At 74.1% G+C, this 24,960-nt stretch carries 24 protein-coding genes; 16 read left to right on the top strand and 8 right to left on the bottom strand.

Features of this window, described 5'->3' with window-relative positions; all coding sequences use genetic code 11:
- Nucleotides 1-29: 29 nt before the first annotated feature.
- Nucleotides 30-2,252, bottom strand: coding sequence for an NADP-dependent isocitrate dehydrogenase (locus ACLWS4_RS17010; protein ID WP_049657424.1), 2,223 nt, complete (start codon nt 2,250-2,252; stop codon nt 30-32).
- A 390-nt stretch (nt 2,253-2,642) separates the two neighbouring features.
- Here ACLWS4_RS17010 and ACLWS4_RS17015 point away from each other — a divergent pair, with 390 nt between their 5' ends.
- Together ACLWS4_RS17015 and ACLWS4_RS17020 are read left to right on the top strand one after the other, a co-directional pair.
- Nucleotides 2,643-3,011 (top strand): SAV_915 family protein, encoded by a 369-nt coding sequence (locus ACLWS4_RS17015; protein ID WP_117492267.1) that lies wholly within the window; start codon nt 2,643-2,645, stop codon nt 3,009-3,011.
- Complete coding sequence (locus tag ACLWS4_RS17020) at nt 3,008-3,334, top strand: hypothetical protein (RefSeq protein WP_049657428.1); 327 nt, start codon at nt 3,008-3,010, stop codon at nt 3,332-3,334. The genes ACLWS4_RS17015 and ACLWS4_RS17020 overlap by 4 nt, the downstream gene beginning before the upstream one ends.
- A 67-nt stretch (nt 3,335-3,401) precedes the next feature.
- On the opposite strand, the gene ACLWS4_RS17025 is transcribed toward ACLWS4_RS17020, so the two are convergent.
- Nucleotides 3,402-3,665, bottom strand: a complete 264-nt coding sequence (locus tag ACLWS4_RS17025; RefSeq protein WP_416874498.1) for a hypothetical protein — start codon at nt 3,663-3,665, stop codon at nt 3,402-3,404.
- Between the two features lie 113 nt (nt 3,666-3,778).
- Nucleotides 3,779-4,657: a DMT family transporter gene (locus ACLWS4_RS17030; RefSeq protein WP_074004535.1), complete on the bottom strand. Its 879-nt coding sequence runs from the start codon at nt 4,655-4,657 to the stop codon at nt 3,779-3,781.
- 277 nt (nt 4,658-4,934) lie between these two features.
- Between ACLWS4_RS17030 and ACLWS4_RS17035 the strand changes: the two genes are divergently transcribed.
- Nucleotides 4,935-5,855, top strand: a complete 921-nt coding sequence (locus ACLWS4_RS17035) for a serine/threonine dehydratase (protein ID WP_416874499.1) — start codon at nt 4,935-4,937, stop codon at nt 5,853-5,855.
- Between the two features lie 268 nt (nt 5,856-6,123).
- Nucleotides 6,124-7,785, top strand: coding sequence for an APC family permease (locus tag ACLWS4_RS17040; RefSeq protein ID WP_049658055.1), 1,662 nt, complete (start codon nt 6,124-6,126; stop codon nt 7,783-7,785).
- A gap of 61 nt (nt 7,786-7,846) precedes the next feature.
- On the opposite strand, the gene ACLWS4_RS17045 is transcribed toward ACLWS4_RS17040, so the two are convergent.
- On the bottom strand, nt 7,847-9,568 hold the full coding sequence (locus tag ACLWS4_RS17045; protein ID WP_369808348.1) for an FAD-dependent oxidoreductase: 1,722 nt from the start codon (nt 9,566-9,568) through the stop codon (nt 7,847-7,849).
- 208 nt (nt 9,569-9,776) lie between these two features.
- On the opposite strand from ACLWS4_RS17045, the gene ACLWS4_RS17050 reads away from it, so the two are divergent.
- The 9 genes from ACLWS4_RS17050 to ACLWS4_RS17090 all read left to right on the top strand — a co-directional run bounded on the left by ACLWS4_RS17050 (nt 9,777) and on the right by ACLWS4_RS17090 (nt 16,591).
- Nucleotides 9,777-10,952 carry a SchA/CurD-like domain-containing protein gene (locus tag ACLWS4_RS17050; RefSeq protein WP_375877730.1) on the top strand — a complete coding sequence of 392 codons (1,176 nt, stop codon included), beginning with the start codon at nt 9,777-9,779 and terminating at the stop codon, nt 10,950-10,952.
- A 27-nt stretch (nt 10,953-10,979) separates the two neighbouring features.
- Entirely contained in the window at nt 10,980-11,405 is a 426-nt protein-coding gene (locus ACLWS4_RS17055) for a cupin domain-containing protein (RefSeq protein WP_074004532.1), read from the top strand.
- Entirely contained in the window at nt 11,402-12,658 is a 1,257-nt protein-coding gene (locus ACLWS4_RS17060) for a beta-ketoacyl-[acyl-carrier-protein] synthase family protein (protein WP_375877729.1), read from the top strand. Before ACLWS4_RS17055 ends, ACLWS4_RS17060 begins: the two co-directional genes overlap by 4 nt.
- Before the next feature lie 5 nt (nt 12,659-12,663).
- Nucleotides 12,664-13,902: a beta-ketoacyl synthase N-terminal-like domain-containing protein gene (locus tag ACLWS4_RS17065; RefSeq protein WP_049659038.1), complete on the top strand. Its 1,239-nt coding sequence runs from the start codon at nt 12,664-12,666 to the stop codon at nt 13,900-13,902.
- Between the two features lie 57 nt (nt 13,903-13,959).
- Entirely contained in the window at nt 13,960-14,220 is a 261-nt protein-coding gene (locus ACLWS4_RS17070) for an acyl carrier protein (RefSeq protein WP_074004530.1), read from the top strand.
- Between the two features lies 1 nt (nt 14,221).
- The gene (locus ACLWS4_RS17075) at nt 14,222-14,677 is read left to right on the top strand and encodes an SRPBCC family protein (RefSeq protein WP_049659036.1); all 456 of its coding nucleotides are present in this window, start codon (nt 14,222-14,224) and stop codon (nt 14,675-14,677) included.
- Between the two features lie 5 nt (nt 14,678-14,682).
- Nucleotides 14,683-15,003, top strand: a complete 321-nt coding sequence (locus tag ACLWS4_RS17080) for a TcmI family type II polyketide cyclase (protein ID WP_049659041.1) — start codon at nt 14,683-14,685, stop codon at nt 15,001-15,003.
- A 337-nt stretch (nt 15,004-15,340) separates the two neighbouring features.
- The gene (locus ACLWS4_RS17085) at nt 15,341-15,793 is read left to right on the top strand and encodes a hypothetical protein (RefSeq protein ID WP_117492275.1); all 453 of its coding nucleotides are present in this window, start codon (nt 15,341-15,343) and stop codon (nt 15,791-15,793) included.
- 102 nt (nt 15,794-15,895) lie between these two features.
- A complete protein-coding gene (locus tag ACLWS4_RS17090) occupies nt 15,896-16,591 on the top strand; it encodes a class F sortase (protein WP_387975657.1) in 696 nt (231 codons plus the stop codon).
- 112 nt (nt 16,592-16,703) lie between these two features.
- On the opposite strand, the gene ACLWS4_RS17095 is transcribed toward ACLWS4_RS17090, so the two are convergent.
- The 3 genes from ACLWS4_RS17095 to ACLWS4_RS17105 form a co-directional block, all read right to left on the bottom strand.
- Nucleotides 16,704-17,738 (bottom strand): methyltransferase, encoded by a 1,035-nt coding sequence (locus ACLWS4_RS17095; RefSeq protein ID WP_416874500.1) that lies wholly within the window; start codon nt 17,736-17,738, stop codon nt 16,704-16,706.
- A 66-nt stretch (nt 17,739-17,804) separates the two neighbouring features.
- Nucleotides 17,805-18,887, bottom strand: coding sequence for a right-handed parallel beta-helix repeat-containing protein (locus tag ACLWS4_RS17100; RefSeq protein ID WP_074004526.1), 1,083 nt, complete (start codon nt 18,885-18,887; stop codon nt 17,805-17,807).
- Between the two features lie 390 nt (nt 18,888-19,277).
- Nucleotides 19,278-20,642 (bottom strand): cytochrome P450 family protein, encoded by a 1,365-nt coding sequence (locus ACLWS4_RS17105; protein WP_375875424.1) that lies wholly within the window; start codon nt 20,640-20,642, stop codon nt 19,278-19,280.
- A gap of 199 nt (nt 20,643-20,841) precedes the next feature.
- Between ACLWS4_RS17105 and ACLWS4_RS17110 the strand changes: the two genes are divergently transcribed.
- Nucleotides 20,842-21,834, top strand: coding sequence for a deoxyribonuclease IV (locus ACLWS4_RS17110; protein WP_416874501.1), 993 nt, complete (start codon nt 20,842-20,844; stop codon nt 21,832-21,834).
- 139 nt (nt 21,835-21,973) lie between these two features.
- On the opposite strand, the gene ACLWS4_RS17115 is transcribed toward ACLWS4_RS17110, so the two are convergent.
- Nucleotides 21,974-22,189, bottom strand: a complete 216-nt coding sequence (locus ACLWS4_RS17115) for a hypothetical protein (protein WP_049652123.1) — start codon at nt 22,187-22,189, stop codon at nt 21,974-21,976.
- A 457-nt stretch (nt 22,190-22,646) separates the two neighbouring features.
- Between ACLWS4_RS17115 and ACLWS4_RS17120 the strand changes: the two genes are divergently transcribed.
- Together ACLWS4_RS17120 and ACLWS4_RS17125 are read left to right on the top strand one after the other, a co-directional pair.
- Nucleotides 22,647-24,062, top strand: a complete 1,416-nt coding sequence (locus tag ACLWS4_RS17120) for an amino acid permease (protein ID WP_387828827.1) — start codon at nt 22,647-22,649, stop codon at nt 24,060-24,062.
- A 198-nt stretch (nt 24,063-24,260) separates the two neighbouring features.
- Nucleotides 24,261-24,908, top strand: coding sequence for an HNH endonuclease family protein (locus ACLWS4_RS17125; RefSeq protein WP_049652121.1), 648 nt, complete (start codon nt 24,261-24,263; stop codon nt 24,906-24,908).
- The last annotated feature ends 52 nt before the right edge of the window (nt 24,909-24,960 follow it).

Raw genomic sequence — 24,960 nt, forward strand, 5'->3', positions numbered from 1 at the left:
GGGCCTCCGGTGCCTCAACTCGCCTGGATTCAGCCGAGGTTGGCGAGCGCCTCGTTGAAGGTCTTCGACGGGCGCATCACGGCGGCGGCCTTGGCCGGGTCCGGCTGGTAGTAGCCGCCGAGGTCGACCGGCGAGCCCTGGACGGCGATCAGCTCGTCCACGATGGCCGACTCCTGCTCGGTCAGCGTCGCGGCCAGGCCGGCGAAGGCCTGGGCCAGCTCGGCGTCGTCGGTCTGCTTGGCCAGCTCCTGGGCCCAGTAGGTGGCCAGGTAGAAGTGGCTGCCGCGGTTGTCGATGCCACCGAGGCGGCGGCTCGGCGACTTGTCCTCGTTGAGGAAGGTGCCGGTGGCGCGGTCCAGGGTGTCGGCCAGCACCTGGGCGCGGGCGTTGTCCGTGGTGGTGGCCAGGTGCTCGAAGCTGGCGGCCAGCGCGAAGAACTCGCCCAGGCTGTCCCAGCGCAGGTAGTTCTCCTTGACCAGCTGCTGGACGTGCTTCGGGGCGGAGCCGCCGGCGCCGGTCTCGAACAGGCCGCCGCCCGCCATCAGCGGGACGACCGACAGCATCTTGGCGCTGGTGCCCAGCTCCAGGATCGGGAACAGGTCGGTCAGGTAGTCACGCAGCACGTTGCCGGTCACCGAGATGGTGTCCTCGCCGCGGCGGATGCGCTCCAGCGAGAACGTGGTGGCGTCGACCGGGGACTTGATCTCGATCTGCAGGCCGGTGGTGTCGTGCTCCGGCAGGTACTTCTTGACCTTCTCGATCAGCACCGCGTCGTGGGCGCGGTTCTCGTCCAGCCAGAACACCGCCGGGACGCCGGTGGCGCGGGCGCGGGTGACGGCCAGCTTGACCCAGTCCTGGATCGGCAGGTCCTTGGTCTGGCAGGCGCGGAAGATGTCGCCCGGCTGGACGGCCTGCTCCAGCACCACGTTGCCCTCGGCGTCGACCAGGCGGACGGTGCCCGCGGCGGCGATCTCGAAGGTCTTGTCGTGCGAGCCGTACTCCTCGGCCTTCTGGGCCATCAGGCCGACGTTCGGCACCGAGCCGATGGTCGCCGGGTCCAGGGCGCCGTGGGCGCGGCAGTCGTCGATGACGGCCTGGTACACGCCGGAGTAGCTGCTGTCCGGCAGCACGGCGAGGGTGTCGGCCTCCTTGCCGTCCGGGCCCCACATGTGGCCGGAGGTGCGGATCATGGCCGGCATCGAGGCGTCGACGATGACGTCGCTCGGCACGTGCAGGTTGGTGATGCCCTTGTCGGAGTCGACCATGGCCAGGGCCGGGCCCTCGGCCAGCTCGGCCTCGAAGGAGGCCTTGATCTCGGCGCCCAGGTGCGGCACGTTGTCGAGGCCGGCCAGGATGCCGCCGAGGCCGTTGTTCGGGTTCAGGCCGGCGGCGACGAGCACCTCGCCGTACTTGGCGAAGGTCTTCGGGAAGAAGGCGCGGACCACGTGGCCGAAGATGATCGGGTCGGAGACCTTCATCATGGTGGCCTTGAGGTGCACCGAGAACAGCACGCCCTCGGCCTTGGCCCGGGCGATCTGCGCGGCCAGGAACTCGTTCAGGGCGGCGACGTGCAGCACCGAGGCGTCGACGACCTCGCCCGCCAGCACCGGCACCTTCTCGCGCAGCACGGTGGTGGTGCCGTCCTCGCCGAGCAGCTCGATGCGCAGCGCACCGTCACCGGCGATCACGGCGGACTTCTCGGTCGACCGGAAGTCGTTCTCACCCATGGTGGCGACGTTGGTCTTGGAGTCGGCCGTCCAGGCACCCATGCGGTGCGGGTGGGTCTTGGCGTAGTTCTTGACCGACTGCGGGGCGCGGCGGTCCGAGTTGCCCTCGCGCAGGACCGGGTTGACGGCGCTGCCCTTGACCTTGTCGTAGCGGGCGCGGACGTCCTTGTCCTCGTCGGTCTGCGGGTCGTCCGGGTAGTCCGGCAGGGCGTAGCCCTGGGCCTGGAGCTCGGCGACGGCGGCCTTGAGCTGCGGCACCGAGGCCGAGATGTTCGGCAGCTTGATGATGTTGGCGTCCGGGGTCTTGGCCAGCTCACCCAGCTCGGCCAGCGCGTCGCCGATCCGCTGCGCCTCGGTCAGACGCTCCGGGAAGCTCGCGATGATCCGCCCGGCCAGGGAGATGTCGCGGGTCTCCACGCGCACACCCGCGGTCGAGGCGTACGCCTGCACCACGGGCAGGAACGAGTAGGTCGCCAGGGCCGGAGCCTCGTCGGTGTGCGTATAGATGATGGTCGAGTCAGTCATCGGTACTCCGCTTCACGTCTCCAACGTCTTGACGTCAAGATATCTCGTCACGGGCCTCCGACTCCACCTCCCCCCGTTTCCGGGCGCGCACCGGCCCGGCCGGCGGGCGCCCCGGCCCTCCCGGAGGGGCGTTCCGACAGGCGGCGTGGAGGACGGAACGGAGGTCGTGACGGGGGACGGGTTCCACGGTCGTCCGGGTCGGGGCGCTCGGCAAGCGGAGCGCCCGACCAGTGGTTTGGTCCACTCGGGTGAGCCGAACGTCAGGAGTGCGTCAACGCACGACCGCATTCGGTCAACGGCGCGTCAGGACCGGAGCCTCCCGGGCCGGGTCGACCTAGCGTCGAGGCAGTAGTTCCGGCAGGCACCACCACCCCACTCGGGAGCATTCGCATGGCCCGCGCCGTCTGGCACGTTCCGGTCACCGTCTCCGGCACCGGAAGCACCACCGCACTCCGCCTGTTCCGCCTGCGCGACGGCCGCCGCTGTGCGGTCGGATTCTCCAGCCCCGAGGCCCTCGCCGCCCTCCTCGGGCCCGACCAGGCCCGCACCGAGCTCGGCGAGCCCGCCCTCCGCGACCTCACCGCCCCGCTCGGGATCGACACCCTGGTACTGGACCCGCGGCTGGTCGCCCCCTCGGTCGCGGCCCCCTCCGCCGCCACTCCCTCCGCCACCGCCCCGTCCAGGACCGCCCCGCCCGGCCGCGCCCCCGTCGCGGCGCCCTCCGCCCCGGCCCCGACCGTCCAGTTCCAGCACCGGTGACCGCCCCGCTCCGGCTCGTCCCGGACGAGCCGGACCCGGCGGGGCGGGCCCGCCCGGCCCGGGCGCTGCACGCGATCGCCCGGATCAGCCACGGCCCCGTCCCGCTCGACTTCGACCGCCTCGCGGCGGAGTTCCCCGCCGTCCAGAGCGGCCTGGCCCTGGCCGGCGAGGCCGACCTCGAACTGCGCCTCGCCTGCACCGGCCCCGAGGAGTTACGGACGATCTCCACCGCGCTGTACCGCGCGGGCGCCGCCAAGGTGCGCGTCGACCTCGTCCTGCGCGCCCTCACCCCGGCCCCGGTCACCCTGCGCCCGGTGCCCTGACCGACCCCGTACGGGCCTCGCGCCGCGCTCCCCTGCCCGGGAGCGGGGCGCGGGGCCCGTACGGCGCTCACTCCTCCCCGGGCCGCGGGTTCGGGTTGACCGCCTGGCCGTCGATGGGCTCGCCCCAGGCGTCCTCGCCGTCCGCGCCGACGCAGTAGCCGCTGCCCTCGACGTGCCCGCCCGCGCTCCGGCACTGGTCGGCGGTGACGTCCCGGCGCCCGGTCGCCGCCGCCGGTCCGGCGGCGGCCACGGTCCCGGCCGCGGTGAGCAGGAGGAGCAGGAGGGCGGAGGCGGTCGCGGCGGCCACCCGGGCCGGCAGTGAGCTGTTCATGCGGACCACGACAGCACGCCACCGGACCCCGGGCGACCACAGGACGCCCGCCCGGGTGGCCCCCGCCCTCCGCCGCTCCCGCGCCGGAACCGCTGACTCCCGCGCCGGAGCCGCTACTCCCGCGCCAGCGCCGCGATGGCCGCGAGCAGCAGCGCCGAGCCCGCCAGCAGGCCCGCCGTCAGCGGCTCGCCGAGGCAGAGCACGCCGATCACCGCCGCGGTCGCGGGCTCCAGCAGGACCAGCACCGCGGCCGTCGTGCTGGGCACGGTGGTCAGGCCGGTGAAGTACCAGCGGTAGGCGAACAGGGTGGGCACGGTGCCGAGGAAGAGCAGCGCCACCGCGGTGACCAGCGGGTCCCCATCGACCGGCAGGACGCCCTGGACGCCCTGGACGGCGACGAGCGGAAGCAGGCAGAGCAGCCCGGTGGTGAAGGCGCCGGTGCCGGCCCGGGCCGAGCCGCCGCCCCGGGCCCAGAGGGTGAGGCCGCTCTGGCCGGCGCCCGCGAGGACGGCCAGCGCGACGCCGAGGGCCGGGCGCGGGCCCGCCGCCGGGGCGGCCACCAGCAGGGCGAGGCCGGCCAGGGCCAGGGCGACCGCGGCCGCCGTTCGACGGGTCAGGCGTTCGCCGAGCAGCAGGTGGGCGCCGAGGCTGGTGAACACCGGGCCGGCACCGATGGTGATCAGGGTGCCCAGCCCGAGGCCCGCGTACCGCACCGAGCCGAAGTAGGCGCACTGGCTGACCGCCAGACCGAGCCCGGTCAGCGCGGCGGCGCGCCACCCGGCGGCGCCCCGCCCGGCGCGCGGCCGGCGGCCCGGCAGCAGGGCCAGGCAGAGCGCGGCGACGCCGAAGCGCCAGCAGGAGACGCCCGCCGGGCCGAGCCCGCTGGTGCTCATCAGCAGTGCGGAGACGGCGCCGCCGACGCCCCAGGCGACGGCGGCGGCGGAGATGGACAGGAGGCCGCGCCGGAAGGGCACGGCGGTGTACGAGGTCATGCGTCGGTACTCCACGATGAGTTGCCGGTTCAGGTCCGCTGGGTACGCGGGCGGCAGTCATCGCCCCGGCTGCGGGCAGTCCCGTCGGGCCGGAGGAGGTGGAGTGGGCCGCCCGCTAGCGGGCCGGCGGGGGGAGGATCACGAATCGCACGGGGCCAGCCTACGCGCGGTCCGGCCCCGACGTTCGTGATCTTTCCTTCGCCCACGGACGGGACGTACGGTCGTCCTGGCCGGGACTCCCGGTGGCACGTCCCCCTCGACGAAGGAGCGGAACACGATGGACCAGCTGACGTACGACGAGGTCGAGGCCGCCGGGAAGCGGATCGCCGGACGGGTGCGCCCGGTGGCGGTGGCACCGGGGGACGACGGCGGACGGACCTGGCTGGCGCTGGAGTTCCTCCAGCACACCGGCAGCTTCAAGGCGCGCGGCGCGCAGAACTTCCTGCTGGCGCACGCCGAGGCGGGCACCCTCCCGGACGCCGGGGTGACCATCGCCTCGGGCGGCAACGCCGGGCTTGCCTGCGCCTGGGCGGCCCGCGAACTCGGCGTCCGGGCAACGGTGTTCCTGCCCGAGACGGCGTCCCCGGTGAAGCTGGCGCGGCTGCGCTCGTACGGCGCGGAGGTACGGCTGGCGGGCCGGGAGTACGCGGAGGCGCTGGCCGCCTGCGAGGAGTTCGCGGCCGGCAGCGGGGCGCTGTCCTCGCACGCGTACGACCACCCGCTGATCGCCGCCGGCGCCGGGACGGTCCTGTCGGAGATCCGCGCCGGGGTGCCCGGGCTGGACACGGTGGTGGTGTCGGTCGGCGGCGGCGGGCTGTTCGCCGGGGTGGCGGTGGCGGCCCGCGAGCACGGCATCCGGGTGCTCGCCGTGGAGCCGACGGGCAGCCGCGCGCTGAACGCCGCCCTGGCCGCGGGCCGCCCGGTGGACGTCCCGGTGGACTCCGTCGCCCAGGACTCGCTCGGGGCCCGCCGGGCCGCCGCCCTCGCCGTGGACGCCGCCGCGCACGAGGGCGTCCGGTCGGTGCTGGTCGACGACGAGGCCATCGTGCGCGCCCGCCGGCAGCTCTGGGAGGACCGCCGGATCGCCGTCGAGTACGCGGCCGCCACGGCGCTCGCCGCCGTCGACCGGGCCGAGGGCGAGCGCGTCGCCGTGCTGCTCTGCGGCGCCAACACCGACCCGTCCGATCTGGTGGACTAGCGCCGCTCCGCTATACGGAGCCCACTATTCCCATCCTCGGGAATTTCCCCTATCATGCGACCCCGCACGGCGCGGCCCGAATTCCGGTCGGATCGATCGGATACGTAATATGCCGGGCGCCATAACGCCCCCTACCTGCAAGGATGTCCGGAAAAGAATGTAAACATTCAGTAATGAAATCTGTGCAGAGGGGGCTGAAAAGTCCTAGTGTGTGGCAACTCTCATCGCTCCGCCCACCCCGGAGTCCCCACACACAGAGAGATCGTTCATGGCTTCCCTCAACCAGATCTCGCCGCCCGGCCAGGGCACCGGTTCCGAAACCGGCACCGCCCAGCGGTCGCTGCGCCGCCACGTCGGCCTCGTCGGCCTCATGTGGGCCTCGGTCGGCTCGATCATCGGCTCCGGCTGGCTGTTCGGCGCCAAGGAGGGCGTCGTGGCGGCCGGCCCGGCCGCCGTCGTCTCCTGGGGCATCGGCACGGTGGCGATCGTGCTGCTCGCGCTCGTGCACGCCGAGCTCGGCAGCATGTTCCCGGTCTCGGGCGGTACCGCGCGGTACCCGCACTACGCCTTCGGCGGCCTCGCCGGAATGTCCTTCGGCTGGTTCTCCTGGCTCCAGGCGGCCACCGTCGCGCCGATCGAGGTCGAGGCGATGATCGGCTACGCCCGGCACTGGCCCTGGGCGGGCGGCCTGCTCAACGACAACAACACCCTCACCGCCAGCGGCTTCGCCGTCGCCACCGTGCTCATGGCGGTGTTCGTCGCGGTGAACTTCCTGGGCGTGCGCGTCCTGGCCCGCACCAACAACGTCGCCACCTGGCTGAAGATCTTCGTCCCGCTGTTCACGATCTTCGTGCTCGCCGTGACCAACTTCCACGGCTCCAACTTCACCTCGCACGGCTTCGCCCCGTTCGGCGCCCAGGGCGTGCTCGCGGCGATCAGCACCAGCGGCATCATCTTCGCCCTGCTCGGCTTCGAGCAGGCCATCCAGCTGGCCGGCGAGAGCCGCAACCCCAAGCGCGACATCCCCCGCGCCGTCCTCGGCTCGGTCGCCATCGGCGCCGTGGTCTACACCCTGCTCCAGGTCGTCTTCATCGGCGCGCTGCCGGTCAGCTCCTTCGCCAACGGCTGGGACAAGCTCGACTTCCCCGGCATCGACGGCCCCTTCGCGGGCCTCGCCACCACCGTCGGCCTCGGCTGGCTGGCCTGGGTGCTGTACGCCGACGCCGTGATCTCCCCCGGCGGCAGCGGGCTGATCTACACCACCTCGACCTCGCGCATCTCCTACGGCCTGAGCCGCAACGGCTACGCCCCGCAGCGCTTCGAGGAGCTGGACAAGAACGGCGTGCCGTGGTTCGGCCTGGTCATCGCCTTCGTCACCGGCGTGATCTGCTTCCTGCCCTTCCCGAGCTGGCAGGAGCTGGTCGGCTTCATCACCTCCGCCAGCGTGCTGATGTACGCCGGCGCCCCGCTGGCCTTCGGCGCGATGCGCCGCCGGCTGCCCGACCGCGAGCGCCCCTACCGGCTGCCGGCGGGCGGCGTGATCTCCCCGGCCGCGTTCGTGGTCTCCAGCCTGATCATCTACTGGTCCGGCTGGCACACCCTCTCCCGCCTGGGCATCGCGATCGTGCTCGGCTACGTCCTGCTCGGGAGCTACGCCGCGTACGCGATCAGGAAGGGCCTGCCGAACGCGCCGCGACTGAGCTGGAAGGCCGCCCAGTGGCTGCCGCCCTACCTGATCGGCCTCGGCCTGATCTCCTGGCTCGGCGGCTTCGGCGACGGCATCGGCCGGATCCCGCTGTGGACCGACATGGCCCTGGTGTCGGTGTTCTCGGTGGCCATCTACTACTGGGCGATCCGGGTGGCGCTGCCGGCCGAGGAGATCGAGCAGGAGGTCGCCGACGTCGAGGTGGTCGACGAGGGCGGCCACTGACCGCCGACGAACGACAGGACGGGCCCGCCGGCCGTGCGACCGGCGGGCCCGTCCGCGTCCGTCAGAGGCTCAGCACCGTCCGCAGCGCCGCGGCGAACTCGGCCTCCGCGTCCCGCGGCGGGCCGGGCGAGCGCCAGGCGACGAAGCCGTCCGGGCGGACCAGCACCGCGCCCAGCGGGCCGATGCCGTGCAGGGCGGCGAAGTCCGCGCCGGGCTCGGGCGCCAGGTCGTCCTCGGCCCCGTCGCCGATCCGGAAGCCGTCCAGCGGGACGGCCAGCCGGTCGGCCGCGCGCCGGGCGCCCGCCTGCCAGGCACCGCCCTCGGGGCCGGTGAGCAGCACCATCGCCTGCTCGTACAGGTCCAGCGTGGAGAGCCTCACCCCCGCCCGCAGCAGCCACTGGTGCGGGGCCCGGCTGCCCGGCTCGCCCGCCGACTCGAACTGCTCGGGGACCACCGGGCCGTCCCGGTCCGCACCGACCACCGCGCCCACCGGGTACCGGTAGCCGAGCGCCACCGCCAGCACCCCGGCCTGCCGGCCCGCGCCGGGCACCACCGCGTAGCCCGGGTGGCTGTGCTCGGCGGACCGCGCCGAGGCCCGCTCGCCGGTCACCCGGGCGACCGGGCGGCGCTCCTGCCCGTACGTCTCCAGCAGCCCCGGCCCGGCCCAGCCGCAGAGCACGGCGGAGATCTTCCACGCCAGGTTGTGGGCGTCCTGGATGCCGGTGTTGGAACCGAACGCCCCGGTCGGGGACATCTCGTGGGCGGAGTCCCCGGCGAGCAGGACCCGCCCGGCGCCGTACCGCTCGGCCACCCGCTCGGCGGCGTGCCAGGGCGCCCGGCCGGTGACCTCGACGTCCAGTTCCGGCAGGCCGACGGCGGTGCGGATGTGCCGTTCGCAGCGCTCGTCGGTGAAGGCCTCCAGCGGCTCGCCGTGCTCGGGGTGCCAGGGCGCGTGGAAGACCCACTCCTCCTGGTTGTCCACCGGCAGCAGCGCGCCGTCCGCCTCCGGGTTGGTCAGGTAGCAGGCGATGAAGTGCCGGTCGCCGACCACCTCGGCCAGGCGCTTGGCCCGGAAGGTGATGCTGACGTTGTGGAACAGCTCGCCCTTGCCGGACTGGCCGATGCCCAGCCGCTCGCGGACCGGGCTGCGCGGGCCGTCCGCGGCGATCAGGAACTCCGAGCGCACCACCCGCCGCTCGCCGCTCTCCCGGCTGCGCAGCACCGAGGTGACGCCCTCCGCGTCCTGCTCGAAGGAGACCAGTTCGGTGCTGAACCGCAGGTCGCCGCCGAGTTCGCGGGCGGCCCGCCGCAGCACCGGCTCCAGGTCGTTCTGGCTGCACAGGCACCAGGAGCTGGGGCTGAACCGGGCCAGCCGGCCGCCCGGGTCGATCTCCCGGAACAGCCACTCCTGCTCGGCGCCGGTCAGCGACGGCGCTTGGAGGATGCCGTGGTTGGGGGCCAGGATCGAGGCCGCCTCACGGATCGCGGGTTCGATCCCGGCCACCCGGAACAGCTCCATGGTGCGGACGTTGTTGCCGCGCCCCCGCGGGTGGTGCGAGGTGTCGGCGTGCTTCTCGACCAGCAGGTGCCCGACCCCGAGCCGCCCGAGGAAGAGCGAGGCCGACAGCCCGACCAGCGAGCCGCCCACGATGAGGACCGGCACCCGGTCGTCAACCTTCGGATTCATCAATTGCTCCACCCTGTCAGGGGATTCCGCGGCCCGGAGACTGGGCTCGGCGCCGCCCTCGGCGGGCCCGCTCGACCGGGGGCCCCGCTCTTCCATCCCCCGCCGGAGGGGGCCCGTGGCGCCCCTTCGCCCGGATGGCCCGCAAATCTCGCGCCGCGCCCGCCGCGCCGCCCACGATCGACCTCAGGCCTGGCGCCGACGCGCCCGGCCGACCCGCCGTCGCACCGCCCTCCCAGGCCGGGGAGCACCCGCCGGGCACGGCCGACACGGCCCGCAGCGTGCGGCCCAGAGCAGAAAGTGGATCATGACAACTCTGTCCGAACCCCAGCCGAAGCAGCACGACGAGGCCGACACCCGGCTGCGGGTCGTGCTGATGCTGGAGATCCAGGACGGCGCCCAGCAGCGCTTCCTCGACGTGTACGAGCAGCTGCGCCACCAGGTGGCCTCGGTCCCCGGACACGTCAGCGACCAGCTGTGCCAGTCGATCAACGACCCGCGCCAGTGGCTGATCACCAGCGAGTGGAAGGACCAGGAGACCTTCCTGGAGTGGGTGGACAGCCCGGCGCACCGGGAGATGGTCAAGCCGATGCACGGCTGCGTCAGCGACAACTTCCGCTCGCTGCGCTACGCCGTGCTGCGCGAGACCTCCGCGGCCGGCTCGACCGGCACCCGGGCCCCGATGGAGGTGCCGCCCGGGCTGCCGCGCACCACTCCCGCCGGGCACGTCGGCCCGCCCAGGGTCGACCCCGGCCCGGACGGGGTGGTGCGCCACGCGCTGACCTTCACCGTCAAGCCCGGCAGCGAGCCCGAGGTGGCCCGCATCCTCTCCGGCTACGCCTCCCCCCGGGCCGAGGTGGACGAGCACACCCGGCTGCGCCGCACCTCGCTGTTCATGCTCGGCAACCGGGTGGTCCGCGCCGTCGAGGTGATCGGCAACCTCGGCGACGCGCTGCGCCACGTGGCGATGCAGCCCGAGGTGCGGGCCGTCGAGGAGGCGCTCAACCCGCACCTGGAGGAGAGCCGCCAACTGGGCGACCCGCAGGCCGCCCGGGCGTTCTTCGCCAGGGCCGCGCTGCCCGCCCGGCACCAGGCGATCGCCAGCTCCCCCGCCTCCGCCCGGCTGCACCGGCACGCCGTGCTCTACCCGGTGCGCCCGGACCGCGGGCAGGAGGTGGCCGAGCTGCTGGCCGAGCACGACAACCTCGCCACCGCCGACCCGACCGGGCCGGTCGCGGCGGCCACCGTCTTCCACCGCGAGGACGTGGTGGTGCGCCTGGTCGACCTGCGGGTGCCGGCCGAGGCCGACCCGGCGGCCGCCCTCGGCGTGGCCGACGACCGGCAGGCCGCCGTGCTCGCCGGGCTGCTCGACCTCGGCCCGCAGGGCGACCTGCGCACCGCCGCCGGGCTCGGCGCCTTCCTCGCGGCCCGCGCCATGAACCCGGTCACCGACCGCAGTTCCGCCGACCCGATCAACAACTGACGTTCCGTCATCTCACGGGAGATCTCCATGACCACGCAGTCCCCACGGATCGTCAGCGTCCACGAGGCACCGGAGAACCGCCGCCACGGCGCCGAGCTGCGCACCATGCTCACCCCGACCAGCTGCGGCGCGACCAGCGGCTTCATGGGCCTGGCGATCGTCCGGCCCGGCGAGCGGATCGGCGAGCACTACCACCCGTACTCCGAGGAGTTCGTGTTCGTCGTCTGCGGCGACCTGGAGGTGGACCTGGACGGGAAACCCCATCCGCTCAAGCCGGACCAGGGCCTGATGATCCCGATCAACATGCGCCACCGCTTCCGCAACGTCGGCGACACCGAGGCCCGGATGGTCTTCCACCTCGGCCCGCTCGCCCCGCGCCCCGACCTCGGCCACGTGAGCACCGAGGGGACCGCAGCCTCCGGCCCGCCGGAACACGCCAAGGTGGTCTCGTGACCCGGCGCGTCGCCGTCACCGGGATCGGCGTGGTCGCCCCCGGCGGGGTCGGCGTCCCGGCGTTCTGGGAGCTGCTGACCTCCGGCCGCACCGCGACCCGGGGCATCACGCTGTTCGACCCCACCGGGTTCCGCTCCCGGATCGCCGCCGAGGTGGACTTCGACCCGGCGGCCCACGGGCTGGGCCCGCAGGACGTCCAACGGGCCGACCGCTACGTGCAGTTCGCGATGGTCGCGGCCGACGAGGCGATCGCCGACGCCGGCCTGGACCTGGCCGCCGAGGACCCGTGGCGGATCTCCGTCTCGCTCGGCACCGCCGTCGGCGGCACCACCCGGCTGGAGCACGACTACGCCCTGGTGAGCGCGGCCGGCGCCCGCTGGGACGTGGACCACCGGCAGGCCGAACCGCAGCTGCACCGGGCCTTCGCGCCCAGCACGCTGGCCTCCGCGGTGGCCGAGCGGACCGGCGCGCACGGCCCCGTGCAGACCGTCTCCACCGGCTGCACCTCCGGCCTGGACGCGATCGGCTACGGCTTCCAGGCGGTCGAGGAGGGACGCGCCGACATCTGCCTCGCCGGCGCCTCCGACTCCCCGATCTCGCCGATCACCGTCGCCTGCTTCGACGCCATCAAGGCCACCAGCGAGCGCAACGACGACCCGCGGCACGCCTCCCGCCCCTTCGACGCCGACCGGGACGGCTTCGTGCTCGGCGAGGGCGGCGCCGTCCTGGTCCTGGAGGAGCTGGAGCACGCCCGCCGCCGCGGCGCCCGGGTCTACGGCGAGATCGGCGGCTTCGCCACCTTCGGCAACGCCTACCACATGACCGGCCTCACCAAGGAGGGGCTGGAGATGTCCCGGGCGATCGACCACGCGCTCGCCCACGCCCGGGTGGACCGCACCGAGGTGGACTACGTCAACGCGCACGGCTCGGGCACCAAGCAGAACGACCGGCACGAGACCGCCGCGGTCAAGCGCTCGCTGGGCGCGCACGCCTTCAGGACCCCGATGAGCTCGATCAAGTCGATGGTCGGGCACTCGCTCGGCGCGATCGGCGCCATCGAGGTCGTCGCCTGCACCCTGGCGCTCGCCCACGGGGTCGTGCCGCCGACCGCCAACTACGAGACTCCGGACCCGGAGTGCGACCTCGACTACGTGCCGCGCACCGCGCGCGAGCTGCCGCTGAGCCGCATCCTCTCGGTCGGCAGCGGATTCGGCGGATTCCAGTCCGCCGTCGTGCTCAACAGAACGGGGTGAGTTCCATGACGTCACGTCAGCAGGGCCGCCGGGCGGTGATCACCGGGCTCGGCGTGGTGGCTCCGAACGGGGTCGGGGCCGACGCCTTCTGGAAGGCCACCAGGCAGGGCGTGAGCGTCCTCGACCGGATATCCCGCGAGGGCTGCACCGGGCTTCCGCTCCGGATCGCGGGCCAGGTGAACGGCTTCGATCCGCAGTCGGCGATCGACAACCGCTTCCTGGTGCAGACCGACCGCTTCACGCACTACGCGATGGCCGCCGCCGACCTGGCGGTGGCGGACGCCGGGTTCCGGCCCGACCCGGAACAGCCCTTCGCGGTCGGCGTGGTGACCGCGGCCGGCTCCGGCGGCGGCGAGTTCGGCCAGCGCGAGCTCCAGCAGCTCTGGGGCCAGGGGCCCCGGTTCGTCGGCCCGTACCAGTCCATCGCCTGGTTCTACGCGGCCAGCACCGGCCAGATCTCGATCCGCGGCGGCTACAAGGGCCCGTGCGGGGTGGTCGCCAGCGACGAGGCCGGCGGCCTGGACGCCCTCGCGCACGCCGCCCGCACGATCGAGCGCGGCACCGACGCGGTGGTGGTCGGCGCCGCCGAGGCCCCGCTGGCGCCGTACTCGATGGTCTGCCAGCTCGGCTACCCCGAGGTCAGCCTGGCCGGGCGGGCCGAGCGGGCGTACCTGCCGTTCACCGCGCTGGCCTGCGGCTTCTCCCCCGCCGAGGGCGGCGCGATGCTGCTGCTGGAGGACGAGCAGGCGGCCCTCCTGCGCGGCGCCCGCATCCGGGCCCGACTGGTCGGCCACGGCGCCACCTTCACCGGGGCCTCCCGCTGGGCGGAGTCCCGGGAGGGGCTGGCGGCCGCGATCCGGATCGCGCTGGACGAGGCCCGCATCGCGCCCGAGGAGATCGACGTGGTCTTCGCGGACGCCCTGGGGGTGCCGGAGGCCGACCGGGCCGAGGCCCTGGCGCTCGCCGACGCGCTCGGCCCGGCCGCCGAACGCGTCCCGGTCACCGCGCCCAAGACCGGCACGGGGCGCGCCTACTGCGGCGCCCCGATGCTCGACGTGACCGCCGCCGTGCTGGCCATGGAGGACGGCGTGCTGCCGCCCACCCCCAACGTCACCGAGGTCTGCCACGACCTCGCCCTGGTGACCGGCCGCGCCCGCCCGGCCGAACTGAACACCGCCCTGGTGGTCAGCCGCGGGCTGATGGGCTCCAACTCCGCGCTGGTGGTCCGGCGCTGGCGGCCCTGAACCGCCGCCCGGACCACCGCCCCGCACCACCCCGTCACACCTCCGAAAGGGACACCCGTGAGCAACACCCTCAGCTATCCGGAACTCGCCGTCCTGCTCCAGTCCCGGGCCGGCGTCACCGTCGACCCGGGCGACCTGGCGCGGCCGGGCGCGGAGTTCGACACGTTCGGCGTCGACTCGCTCGGCCTGCTCGGCGTGGTCGGCGAGCTGGAGAACCGGCACGGCCTCAAGGTCACCTCGGGCGCCGAGTCGGCCAAGACCCCGGCCGAGTTCCTGGAACTGGTCAACTCCTCCCTCGCCACGAAGGCTGGTGCCTGAGATGCCCGGACACACCGACAACGAGATCGTCATCGCCGCCCCGCTCGACCTGGTCTGGGAGATGACCAACGACCTGGAGAACTGGCCGCAGCTGTTCAGCGAGTACGCCTCGGTGGAGGTGCTGGACCGGCAGGGCGAACTCGTCCGGTTCCGGCTCACCATGCACCCGGACGAGAACGGCCAGGTGTGGAGCTGGGTCTCCGAGCGGGAGACCGACCGGGACGCGCTCGCGGTGCGCGCCCGCCGGGTCGAGCCCGGCCCGTTCGAGTTCATGGAGATCCGCTGGGAGTACGCGGAGGCGCCGGCCGGCACCAGGATGCGCTGGATCCAGGACTTCGCCATGAAGCCGACCGCCCCGGTCGACGACGAGGGCATGACCGGCCACATCAACCGCAACTCGAAGATCCAGATGCAGCTGATCCGGGAGAAGGTCGAGAAGCGGGCGGCGGAGCTGTGACCGGCCTGCACCGGGCGCTGATCGTCGCCCGGATGAAGCCCGAGGCCGCGCCGGACATCGCCGAGGTGTTCGCCGAGTCCGACCAGGGCGAACTGCCGCACCTGATCGGCGTCACCGGCCGCAGCCTCTTCCAGTTCGGCGACGTCTACCTCCACCTGATCGAGGCCGACCGCCCGCCGGGCCCCGCCGTCGCCAAGGTCGTCGGGCACCCGGAGTTCCGGACCGTCAGCGACCGCCTGACCGCCTACGTGCAGGCGTACGACCCGGCCACCTGGCGGGAGCCGAAGGACGCCATGGCACGGGAGTTCTACCGCTGGGACCGCTGACCCGGCGGCTCCCCGACGGGGCCGCTGCCCCCGCGGCTCCCCGACGGGCCCGCTGATCCGGCCCCCGATGGGCCCGTCCCCGGCCGTGCGCCGGGGGCGGGCCCACGTGCGTCCGGCCGGACGGCCCCCCGGGTGGATTCACCCGGATCACCCGGCCAGCCGGGTGAACACACCCGGGACTCCACCCGAAGGGCGCACGCCGCGCACCGGCGCTGCCACACTCCGGTGGCAGGCGGCCGCACGGTGGATGACGGTGGATCAGGCGCACCCCCCGCGAGTCCCCTTGTCCGGCACCGTGTCGGCAGTCGCGGTCCTGCGCGCCGGAAGGATCATCCTCATGCGTTCTGCACGCACGCTGCTCGCCGGGGCGGCCGTCGCCGCCGTCCTGACCGTCGGTACCCCCATCGCCTTCGCCGACGGTGCCGACCAGGGCAAGAACCTGACCTGGCAGGAGAAGCAGGAGAAGACCGAGAGGGCCTCCGACAACTCCAAGGGCAACGACGACAGGAAGGGCGGCGCCTCCGAGGAGCACAAGGGCTCCGACGATCGGAAGGGCGACGACGAACACAAGGGCGGCGACGAGCACAAGGGTTCCGACGAGCACAAGGGCGGCGAGGCCAGGGGGGACGAGGACCACAAGTCCCCGCACGGCGGCGTGCACACCGGTGGCGGCGGCCTGGCACTGTCCGGTGGCGGGCTCGCCTCCGGCGCGGTGCTGCTGCTCGGCGGCCTCGGGGCGGGCGCGTACGCCCTGCGCCGCGGCCGCCGTGCCTCCGGCGCGGTCGCCTGACGCCGGGCACCCTGCTTCCGCCGCCTCCGGGCGCCCGCCCGCACGGGGCGGGCGCACCGGGGGCGGCGGGCCGTCGCGGAACCGGTTGAGCGGAGGAGAGGAATGACGGGCGGTCCCGCCTCTGGAATGCCCCGGCTGCTGCGCGCGGGGATGGGCACGGCAGCGGTCGGGCTGCTGCTGATCTACAACTCGGTGGACACCCGGTCGGACGCGGGCGCGGAGGACGGCAGGCCCGCTCCCCCGGCGGCCGCCGCGCCGGCCGTCCCCGGGCCGGCGGGTGCCGGCGCCCCGGACCCGGCGGCCCCGGCCGCCGCCCCGGGGACGCCCGCGCTCAAACGCGCCAAGCCGACCCGGCTGCGGATCCCGCAGATCGCCGTCGACGCGCCGTTCACCGAACTGGCCCTCAACCCCGCGGGCCAGCTCGACGCGCCGCCGCCGGACGACAAGAACCTGGTCGGCTGGTACCGGGACGGCGTCACCCCCGGCGAGCGCGGCAGCGCGGTGCTGGCCGGGCACGTGGACACCACCAAGGGCCCGGCGGTGTTCCTGCTGCTGAGCTTCCTGCTGCCGGGCAACAAGGTCGAGGTGAGCCGCGCGGACGGGACGGTCGCGGTGTTCTCGGTGGACTCGGTGGAGACCTTCGCCAAGAACGCCTTCCCCGACGCCAGGGTCTACGGCAGGACCCCCGACGCCCAGCTCCGGCTGATCACCTGCGGCGGCGCGTACGACAAGAAGCGGCGGGACTACCTGGACAACGTGGTGGTCTTCGCCCACCTGGAGTCCTCGCACCCGGCCTGACCCGGCCCGCGCACGACGACCGCCGGCCCCCATGTTCCGGGGGCCGGCGGTCGTTCTGGTCGTACGGTCGTTCTCGTCGTACGGAGGTGTGCGGGGGCGTGCAGGGGTCGGCTCAGCCGCTCACGACGGCCTCGAAAGCGTGCAGGTACGGGTTGACCGGGTTGACCGCGGTGACCACCAGTCCGGCCTCCGCCATCAGCCCGACCATGCTCTCCTCGGAGTGCTTGGCACCGCCCACGTTGAGCATCAGCATCAGGTCCATCGCGGTGGTGAAGCGCATCGAGGGGCTGTTGTCGACCAGGTTCTCCACCACCACCACGCGGGCGCCGGAGCCGGCCGCCTTCACCACGTTGGCGAGGGTGCGGCGGGTGCTGTCGTCGTCCCACTCCAGGATGTTCTTGATGATGTAGAGGTCGGCGCGGACCGGGATCTCCATCCGGCAGTCGCCCGGGACGAGGCGGGCCCGGGCGGAGAAGGCGCCGCCGTCCTGGAGCCGGGGGTCGGCGCCGGCCACCACCTTGGGCAGGTCGAGCAGGGTGCCGTGCAGCGCCGGGTGCTTCTCCAGCAGGCTGGCCAGCACGTGGCCCTGGCCGCCGCCGATGTCCGCCACCGAGTCGATGCCGGTGAGGTCCAGGTAGTCGGCGAAGTCCTCGGCGGACTGCCGGCTGGAGGTGGTCATCGCCTTGTCGAAGACCTTCGCCGAGTCGCCCGCGTCGCTGTGCAGGTAGTCGAAGAACTCCTTGCCGAACAGGTCGGGGAAGACGTTGCGGCCGGAGCGGACCGCCTCGTCCAGCTTCGGCCAGGCCTCCCAGGTCCACGGCTCGGTGCACCAGAGGGAGATGTAGCGCAGCGAGTTGGGGGCGTCCTCGCGCAGCAGCCGGGACATCTCGGTGTGCTCGAAGCGGTCGTCGCCGCTCGGCGCGAAGAGCCCGTAGCAGGCGAGCGCGCGCAGCAGGCGGCGCAGTTGGCGGGGCTCGGTGTCGAGGGCGACGGCGAGGTCGGTCACGGTGGCCGGGGTGTCGCCGAGCACGTCGGCGACACCGAGCCGGGCGGCGGCGCGGACGGCGGCGGCGCAGGCGGCGCCGAAGACGAGCTCGCGCAGGCGCATCGCGGCCTGGGGGCTGGTATGGACGGGTGCGGTGGTCATGGCTGGGTTTCCTCGGGTCCTAGGGAGTTCCTGGTGCGGCGGCGGGCGGCGAGGGGGTACCGGGGCTCAGCAGCGGCCGGCCGGCTCGGAGCGCCCGCAGGTGTTGCGGGCGAAGGTGTTGTCGGTGCCGGAGTCGCGGTCGGCGAGGTCGGCCGGACCGTTGCCGCTCAGCTCGTTGTCGGCGATCACGGCGCGGGCGTTGGCGACGCCGACGACGCTCTTGAACAGGACGATGCCGCCGGAGAAGTCCGAGGTGCCGGTGTTGTCGCGCACCTCGTTGCCGGTCACCCGGGTGTCCTCGGTACCGGTGAGGACGATGCCGGCTCCCTGGATGGCGCCCAGGCGCGGGTTGGCCGGGCAGAACTTGTTGTTGCCGATGACGGAGTTGTCCCGGACGTCGAGGTCCCCGGCGCGGGGCACGCCCTCGTCGCCGACCACGAAGACGCCGGCGCAGTTGCCGCTGATCCCGTTGGACTGGACGGCCAGCCCGCGCAGCCGGCGGACGGTGACGCCGACCCGGTTGCCGGTCAGCTCGTTGCCCTCGACCACGGTGCCGCCGGTGTCGGGCGAGCCGCCCTCGCGGTAGGCGTAGTTGGCGAGGAAGACGCCGGACTGGCCGTTGTCGGCCGAGCGGTTGCCGCGGATGACGGCGCGGGTGGACATCTCCTGGCTGATGCCCTGCTGGCCGTTGTCGTGGACGTAGGTGCCGCGGACGGTCAGGCGGGTGGTGCCGCTGGCGTCGATGCCGTTCTTGCGGAAGCCGGTGACGGCGAGGCTGTCGATCCTGACGTCGGACAGCGGGTCCTCCTCGGTGCCGACCACGCAGATGCCGTGCCCGGCGGTGGCGCAGGCGTTCTCGCCGCCGTCCCCGGGGGTGATCACGCTCTCGTCGCCGAAGCCGCGCAGGGTGAGGCGGGGGGTGGTGATGCGGACGCTGCCCTGGTAGGTGCCGGGGAGCAGTTGGACGGTGTCGCCGGGCCGGGCGGCGTCGACGGCCTGCTGAATCGATTCGCCGGGCTGGACGAAGTGCAGCGGGAAGCGGGGGGCGGCGTGGGCCGCGGGGGCGGCGGCCAGCGAGGTGAGGACGGTGGTCAGGGCGGTGGCGGCGGCGGTGGCCGCGGCGAGGTGGTGGACCCGTCGCGTGGGCATGAGTGGTGACCTGTTTCCTTTCGGCGCGCGCGGCGCTCGTACGGGTGCGGTGGTCTTCCGCTCGGTCCAGCGGTGGGGCTGACGCGCTGTGCGCGGGCGGTGACGGCCGGTGGTTGCGGCCGTGTCGACGCTACGGGCGGCCCGGTGGGCCCGCCACCAGGGCTGGGCTGCGGGGCTGACGGGGCGTCGACCAGGGGTGGGACGGGCCCGGCGTGGCGCGGCAGCGGGTGGTCGGGCGGGGCGCGCGGGGACCGCGGGCGGCGGGAGGACGTCGGGAGGGGCGGGCAGCGCGACGCGCCCGACCGCAGGCGGCGGTCGGGCGCGTCGGGGTGTGTCTCGGGGGTTTCCGGGCGGCGGGTACGTCGGGTACCTGCGGCCCGGTGGACCGGCTCAGCCGGCGGCCGCTGCCCGGGCCGGGGCCTGCGGCCCGAGGCGGACGGGCAGCGCGGCGAGGTGCCAGGCGGCCGGGTTCGGTCCGCGCTCGACGGCCTCCGGACCGACCGCGAGCGCCAACTCCGGGTACGTCCGCAGCAGCGTCTCGAAGGCGACCACCGCTTCCTGGTGCGCCAGCACCGCGCCCAGGCAGCGGTGGGTGCCGTGCCCGAAGCCCAGGTGCGCCTCGTGGTGCCCGGCGCGGTCCGGCGTGCTCGCCCGGCAGATGTCCAGGCGATCCGGCTCGGCATAGGCCCGCGGGTCGTGGTTGGCTCCGGCCAGGATCGGCATCACCGCCTCGCCCCTGCGGACCAGGGTGCCGGCCAGCGTGAGGTCCTCCGTCGCGTAGCGCGGCACCCCACCGATCGTCGGGCCGCACCAGCGCATCAGCTCGTCGACGGCGGCGGGCAGCCGGCCCGGGTCGGCCCGGAGCAGCTCCAGTTGTTCGGGGTGGGCGAGCAGCGCGGCCGTGCCGTTGCCGATCAGGGTGGCGGTGGTCTCGTGCCCGGCCACGACCAGGTTGAGGATCAGCGAGACGGTCTCGACCGGGGCGAGGCTGTCGCCCTCCGCGGCCGCCAGTCGGGAGAGCAGGTCGTCGGCGGGTTCGCCCCGGCGGAGCTCGACCAGCGAGCGGGCGGCGGCGACCATGGCGCGCAACGCCTCGTCCAGGCCGGGCCCGGCGCCCCGGCCGAGGTAGGAGCTCCAGCGGCGCCACTGCGGGCGGTCGGACTCGGGGATGCCGAGCAGCTCGCAGATCACCGTGACGGGCAGCGGGTACGCGAAGTGCGCGACCAGGTCGACCACGCCGTCCGGGTCGGCGTGGTCGGGCAGCGCCCGGGCGTACTCCTCGGCGAGCCGTTCGATCCGGGGGCGCAGCCGCTCCACGGCGCCGGCCGTGAAGGCCGGGTGCACCAGACCGCGCATCCGGCGGTGCCGGGCGCCGTCCGCGGCGAAGACCCCGGCGCGCAGGTACTGCGCGCACTCGGGCGGCATACCCCGAGCGCGCCAGACCTGCTCGGTGCGGTGCACGGGGACGGGTGTGGCGGTCCCGTCGGGAGTCGGGCCATCGGCGGCGGGCCGGTCTGCGGTCAGGTGGTCGGGAACGGGGCCGTCGACGGCGTTCACGTCGTTGACGAAGCGCGGGTCGGACAGCACGGTGCGGACGTCCTGGTAGCGGACGGCGATCCAGAACGGCTCCACGCCGGGGATGGTGGCGCGGGCGAGCGGGGCGCGCTCGCGCAGGTCGGCGAAGGCGGCGAAGGGGTCGCGGATCAGGTGGTCGGCACGCAGGTCGACGGTCTCGGCCGGCTCGGCGGTGGTCACGGCTGCCTCCTCGGTGGTCGTGCGGTCCTCTGGTCCCGGATCGTGACGGATGCGGGCGGCGCGGCCCCCGGTTTCCAGGCGGGATTCACTCGATCGAGCACAGAGAACCTTTTCCTCGGGCCGCCGGGAGCCGGGCCTCCGGACCTCCCGTCCTGGCCCGCCCGACGACCGGGGCCGGGCGCGTGGCATGCTCGGGGCCATGACCACCGCACCCGTACCGTCCGTCGCCGCCCTCCGCAACCCGATCGGCGCGCACGTCCCGGTGGCCGGTCGCGGGCTGGCCGGCACCGGCCTGGCGTACGCGGGCCGGGTCGGTGCGGAGACGGTCCAGGTGTTCGTGGCCAACCCGCGCGGCTGGGCCACTCCCCCGGGCAACCCGGCGCAGGACGAGGAGTTCCGCACCGCCTGCGCCGAGCGGGGCGTCCCGGCCTGGGTGCACGCCCCGTACCTGATCAACTTCGGCTCGGACAACCCGGCCACCCGGGAGCGCTCGGCCGACTCGCTGCGGCACTCGCTGCGCCGCGGCCACGCCATCGGCGCGCTCGGCGTCGTCCTGCACACCGGCTCGGCGGTCGGCACCGCGCCCGGCGGCGGCTCGCGCCGGGCCGAGGCGATGGCGCAGGTCCGGTCGGACGTCCGGCCGCTGCTGGAGGAGCTGGACGGGCTCGGCGACGACGCGCCCTGGCTGCTGCTGGAGCCGACGGCGGGGCAGGGCAGCTCGCTCTGCTCGCGGCTGGAGGAGCTGGCCGCGTACATGGAGGCGCTGGACCATCACCCGAAGGTGGGGGTCTGCCTGGACACCTGCCACGCCTTCGCCGCCGGGCACGACCTGGCGGAGCCGGGCGGGGTGACGGCCGCCCTGGACGCCCTGGCCGCCGCCGCGGGGCCGGGCCGGCTGCGGCTGATCCACGCCAACGACTCCGAGGACGTCGTCGGCGCCCGCAAGGACCGGCACGCCAACATCGGCGCCGGGATGATCGGCGCCGAGCCCTTCCGCGAGCTGTTCGAGCACCCGGAGACGGCCGGGGTGCCGCTGGTGGTGGAGACCCCGGACCGCAAGCACGGCGGGGACGGCACCGGGCACGCGATGGACATCGCGGTGCTGAAGGAGCTGCGGGAGCGGGCGGCGGTCCGGGGCACCGGGGCCCGCGCCGCGAAGCTGCCGGAGCCCGCCGCCGCCGGGCGGCCGTGAATCCGGGGGCCGACGCCGACTGACGGTCGTGAGCCCGGGGCCCGGGGCCGGACGCTCGTGAGCCCGGGGCCTCCCGTCGCCGGACAGCGGTGAGCCCGGAGGCCGACGGACGGCCTCCGGGCTCGGGGTGCGGAGGGGATCAGCAGCCGCAGTCGCTCTCGCCGTGCTCGGCGAAGTTGAACCAGGTAGCGTGCGGGCCGAACAGGCCGACGCCCGCGGAGCCGGACTCCAGGCTCTGCCCCTCCGACTGCGTCGGAGCGAAGCCCCCCGCCATGGCCGAGGTCGGGACCGCCACCACGGCACCGGCCACGGCGACGATCACGGCGAGCTTGCGGATCTTCCCACGAAGCGACATCTGCTGTCCTTTGGTTCGTCTCTGGTCCTCAACCCGCGCCCCCGACCGGCCGGTTCGGCCGCCCGACGGGCTGGGCGCGCCCCACCGGGGAGGCGCCGCGCCCACGTTGGCACACGAACGCACGGCTTCGGGCGCGCGCCGCAACCGGGCTGAGGCAATCGGGTGAGGCAACTCCCCCGACCGGACGAATCCGGGCGTACGTCCGTGAATCCGGTCGAACAGCCGCGAGGGGGGCGCCGGACGAGTACCCGTCCGGCCGCCCCGCGACCGCAAGTCTTGCGGTGACGGACCCGGCGAACTGAACAAATCCCGCCGATTTGGTGCACAGTGCCGCCCGGTCCGAGCATGAACGGTCGCTCCATGGCGCTCCACCGCTCCACCGGGCGGGAGCAGCAGCGAGCGCGGCCGCGCAACCCGGCGGCAGCAGGAGCAGCACCACGAAAGGCGCACCACCCTCATGCAGACCAGTCCCGCCGCACCTCGGCAGGCGACCCGACCGAGCGGCCCGGAGACCCCGGGGCCGGTCGACTCCCCGCCCACCGGCACCGCACCGACCGGCCCGACGCCGCGGAAGGGCGGCCGCCGCTTCGGGCTGACGACCGCCACCGCCCTGGTGATGGGCAACATCATCGGCGGCGGCATCTTCATGATCCCGGCCGCCGTGGCCCCGTTCGGCACGGTCAGCCTGGTCGCCTTCGTGGTGCTCACCGTGGGCGCGATCGCGCTGGCGCTGGTCTTCGGGCAGCTGGCCCGCCGCAACCCGCGCACCGGCGGGCCGTACGTCTATGCCCGCGAGGCCTTCGGGGACTTCGCCGGCTTCCTGTCCGCCTGGTCGTACTGGATCACCACCTGGGTCAGCAACGCCGCGCTCGCCGTGGCCGCCGTCGGGTACCTGGACGTGCTGCTGCCGCTGCACCACTCCATCCCGCTGGAGATCACCGCCGCGCTGGCCTTCCAGTGGCTGCCGGCGCTGGCCAACCTGGCCGGCACCCGCTACGTCGGGGCGGTCCAACTCGTCTCCACCGTGCTGAAGTTCGTCCCGCTGCTGCTGGTCGCGGTGGGCGGGCTGTTCTTCTTCGACCCGAAGAACCTCGGGCCCTTCGACGCCAGCGGCCAGGGCTGGGCCGGCGGGATGTCCGCCGCCGCGGCGATCCTGCTGTTCAGCTACCTGGGTGTGGAGTCGGCGGCGATGAGCGCCGGCAAGGTCCGCGACCCGGAGCGCAACGTCGGCCGGGCCAGCGTGCTCGGGACGGCCGGCGCGGCGGTGGTCTACCTGCTCGGCACCCTCGCGGTGTTCGGCACCGTGGCGCACCAGCAGCTCGTCCACTCCGCCGCGCCGTTCTCGGACGCCGTGAACGCCATGTTCGGCGGCACCTGGGGCGGCACGGCGATCGCCGTCGCCGCGCTGGTCTCGATGACCGGCGCCCTCAACGGCTGGACCCTGCTCTCCGCCCAGGCCCCGTACGCGGCCGCCAAGGACGGCCTGTTCCCGGCCGCCTTCGGCAAGGAGCGGCGCGGGGTGCCGACCTTCGGCGTGCTGGTCAGCGTGGCGCTGGCCTCGGCGCTGACCGTGCTCAACTTCGCCAGCGGCGCGAAGGGCGCCTTCGACATGCTGGTGCTGGTCACCACCTTCACCGCGACGGTGCCGTACCTGCTCTCCACCGCCGCCCAGCTGTACTGGCTGGTGCGCGGGGCCGGCGAGAAGGTCGACGGCGGGCGGCTGGTGCGCGACGCCGTCCTCGGCCTGGGCGCCTTCGCCTTCTCGATCTGGCTGCTCGCCGGGGCCGGCTACGCCGCCGTCTACCAGGGCGTCCTGTTCCTGTTCGCGGGCATCCTGGTCTACGTCTGGATGGCGGGCCGGCGCCGCGACTGAACTCCCGGCGGCAGCCGGAGAAGCCGACACATCCCCTGAAATCCTCGTGAACCTCCGTGGCGTGCGCCGGACTTGTCCGGTGCACGTCCGATGTGCACGAGGATTTCACTTCCCGGGTCTACCCGCGTAGGTCATCGAATCGCCACACTGGCGCACGCAATTCAGCAGTTCATCCGATCTGATGATGGAGCGTCCGCCATGGCCCCCAGCGCACCCGCACGCCGGTTCCTGTCCTGCATACCGGTGGCCGCCGTCCTCGCCGCCGTGACCGTCGTCACGGCCGGCACCCCCGCCCAGGCCGCCCTGCCGACCCCGATCTCCGCGGCCACCGCCCGCACGTACCTCGCCGCGATGCCCGCCACCGCGGAGACCCACGGCGACACCTACGACCGCACGCTGTTCCCGACCTGGATCACCGTCAGCGGCACCTGCGACACCCGCGAGTGGGTCGTCAAGCGGGACGGCAGCAACGTCGCCACCGACACCTCCTGCAAGGCCACCAGCGGCAACTGGTCCTCGCCGTACGACGGCGCGACCACCACCAACGCCTCCTCCTTCGACGTCGACCACCTGGTGCCGCTCTCCGAGGCCTGGGCCTCCGGCGCCTGGGCCTGGACCACCCCCCAGCGCCAGGCCTTCGCCAACGACGTCACCCGCCCCCAGCTGCTGCTGGTCTCCGCGAGCAGCAACCGCTCCAAGGGCGACCGCGACCCGGCCGAGTGGCTCCCCCAGGCCTCCTACCGCTGCACCTACGCCCGCGCCTGGGTGCAGGTGAAGCAGTACTACGGCCTGAGCGTGGACAGCGCCGAGAAGAACGCGCTCACCGGCATCCTCGCCAACTGCTGAACCCCGCGGCCCCCGCGGCCCGGCGCTCACCCCGCGCCGGGCCGCGGTGCCG

The organism is Kitasatospora sp. SC0581, from assembly GCF_048159585.1.
Classification (GTDB): Bacteria; Actinomycetota; Actinomycetes; order Streptomycetales; family Streptomycetaceae; genus Kitasatospora.

Excerpts from the sequence above, each read along its gene's own strand:
- ACLWS4_RS17110 (WP_416874501.1), top strand. The coding sequence starts at position 20,842 with ATGACCACCGCACCCGTACCGTCCGTCGCCGCCCTCCGCAACCCGATC.
- ACLWS4_RS17100 (WP_074004526.1), bottom strand. The coding sequence starts at position 18,887 with ATGCCCACGCGACGGGTCCACCACCTCGCCGCGGCCACCGCCGCCGCC.
- ACLWS4_RS17125 (WP_049652121.1), top strand. The coding sequence starts at position 24,261 with ATGGCCCCCAGCGCACCCGCACGCCGGTTCCTGTCCTGCATACCGGTG.
- ACLWS4_RS17040 (WP_049658055.1), top strand. The coding sequence starts at position 6,124 with ATGGCTTCCCTCAACCAGATCTCGCCGCCCGGCCAGGGCACCGGTTCC.
- ACLWS4_RS17030 (WP_074004535.1), bottom strand. The coding sequence starts at position 4,657 with ATGACCTCGTACACCGCCGTGCCCTTCCGGCGCGGCCTCCTGTCCATC.
- ACLWS4_RS17050 (WP_375877730.1), top strand. The coding sequence starts at position 9,777 with ATGACAACTCTGTCCGAACCCCAGCCGAAGCAGCACGACGAGGCCGAC.
- ACLWS4_RS17055 (WP_074004532.1), top strand. The coding sequence starts at position 10,980 with ATGACCACGCAGTCCCCACGGATCGTCAGCGTCCACGAGGCACCGGAG.
- ACLWS4_RS17120 (WP_387828827.1), top strand. The coding sequence starts at position 22,647 with ATGCAGACCAGTCCCGCCGCACCTCGGCAGGCGACCCGACCGAGCGGC.
- ACLWS4_RS17010 (WP_049657424.1), bottom strand. The coding sequence starts at position 2,252 with ATGACTGACTCGACCATCATCTATACGCACACCGACGAGGCTCCGGCC.
- ACLWS4_RS17095 (WP_416874500.1), bottom strand. The coding sequence starts at position 17,738 with ATGACCACCGCACCCGTCCATACCAGCCCCCAGGCCGCGATGCGCCTG.
- ACLWS4_RS17075 (WP_049659036.1), top strand. The coding sequence starts at position 14,222 with ATGCCCGGACACACCGACAACGAGATCGTCATCGCCGCCCCGCTCGAC.
- ACLWS4_RS17025 (WP_416874498.1), bottom strand. The coding sequence starts at position 3,665 with ATGAACAGCTCACTGCCGGCCCGGGTGGCCGCCGCGACCGCCTCCGCC.
- ACLWS4_RS17090 (WP_387975657.1), top strand. The coding sequence starts at position 15,896 with ATGACGGGCGGTCCCGCCTCTGGAATGCCCCGGCTGCTGCGCGCGGGG.
- ACLWS4_RS17015 (WP_117492267.1), top strand. The coding sequence starts at position 2,643 with ATGGCCCGCGCCGTCTGGCACGTTCCGGTCACCGTCTCCGGCACCGGA.
- ACLWS4_RS17065 (WP_049659038.1), top strand. The coding sequence starts at position 12,664 with ATGACGTCACGTCAGCAGGGCCGCCGGGCGGTGATCACCGGGCTCGGC.
- ACLWS4_RS17115 (WP_049652123.1), bottom strand. The coding sequence starts at position 22,189 with ATGTCGCTTCGTGGGAAGATCCGCAAGCTCGCCGTGATCGTCGCCGTG.
- ACLWS4_RS17045 (WP_369808348.1), bottom strand. The coding sequence starts at position 9,568 with ATGGAAGAGCGGGGCCCCCGGTCGAGCGGGCCCGCCGAGGGCGGCGCC.
- ACLWS4_RS17035 (WP_416874499.1), top strand. The coding sequence starts at position 4,935 with ATGGACCAGCTGACGTACGACGAGGTCGAGGCCGCCGGGAAGCGGATC.
- ACLWS4_RS17085 (WP_117492275.1), top strand. The coding sequence starts at position 15,341 with ATGCGTTCTGCACGCACGCTGCTCGCCGGGGCGGCCGTCGCCGCCGTC.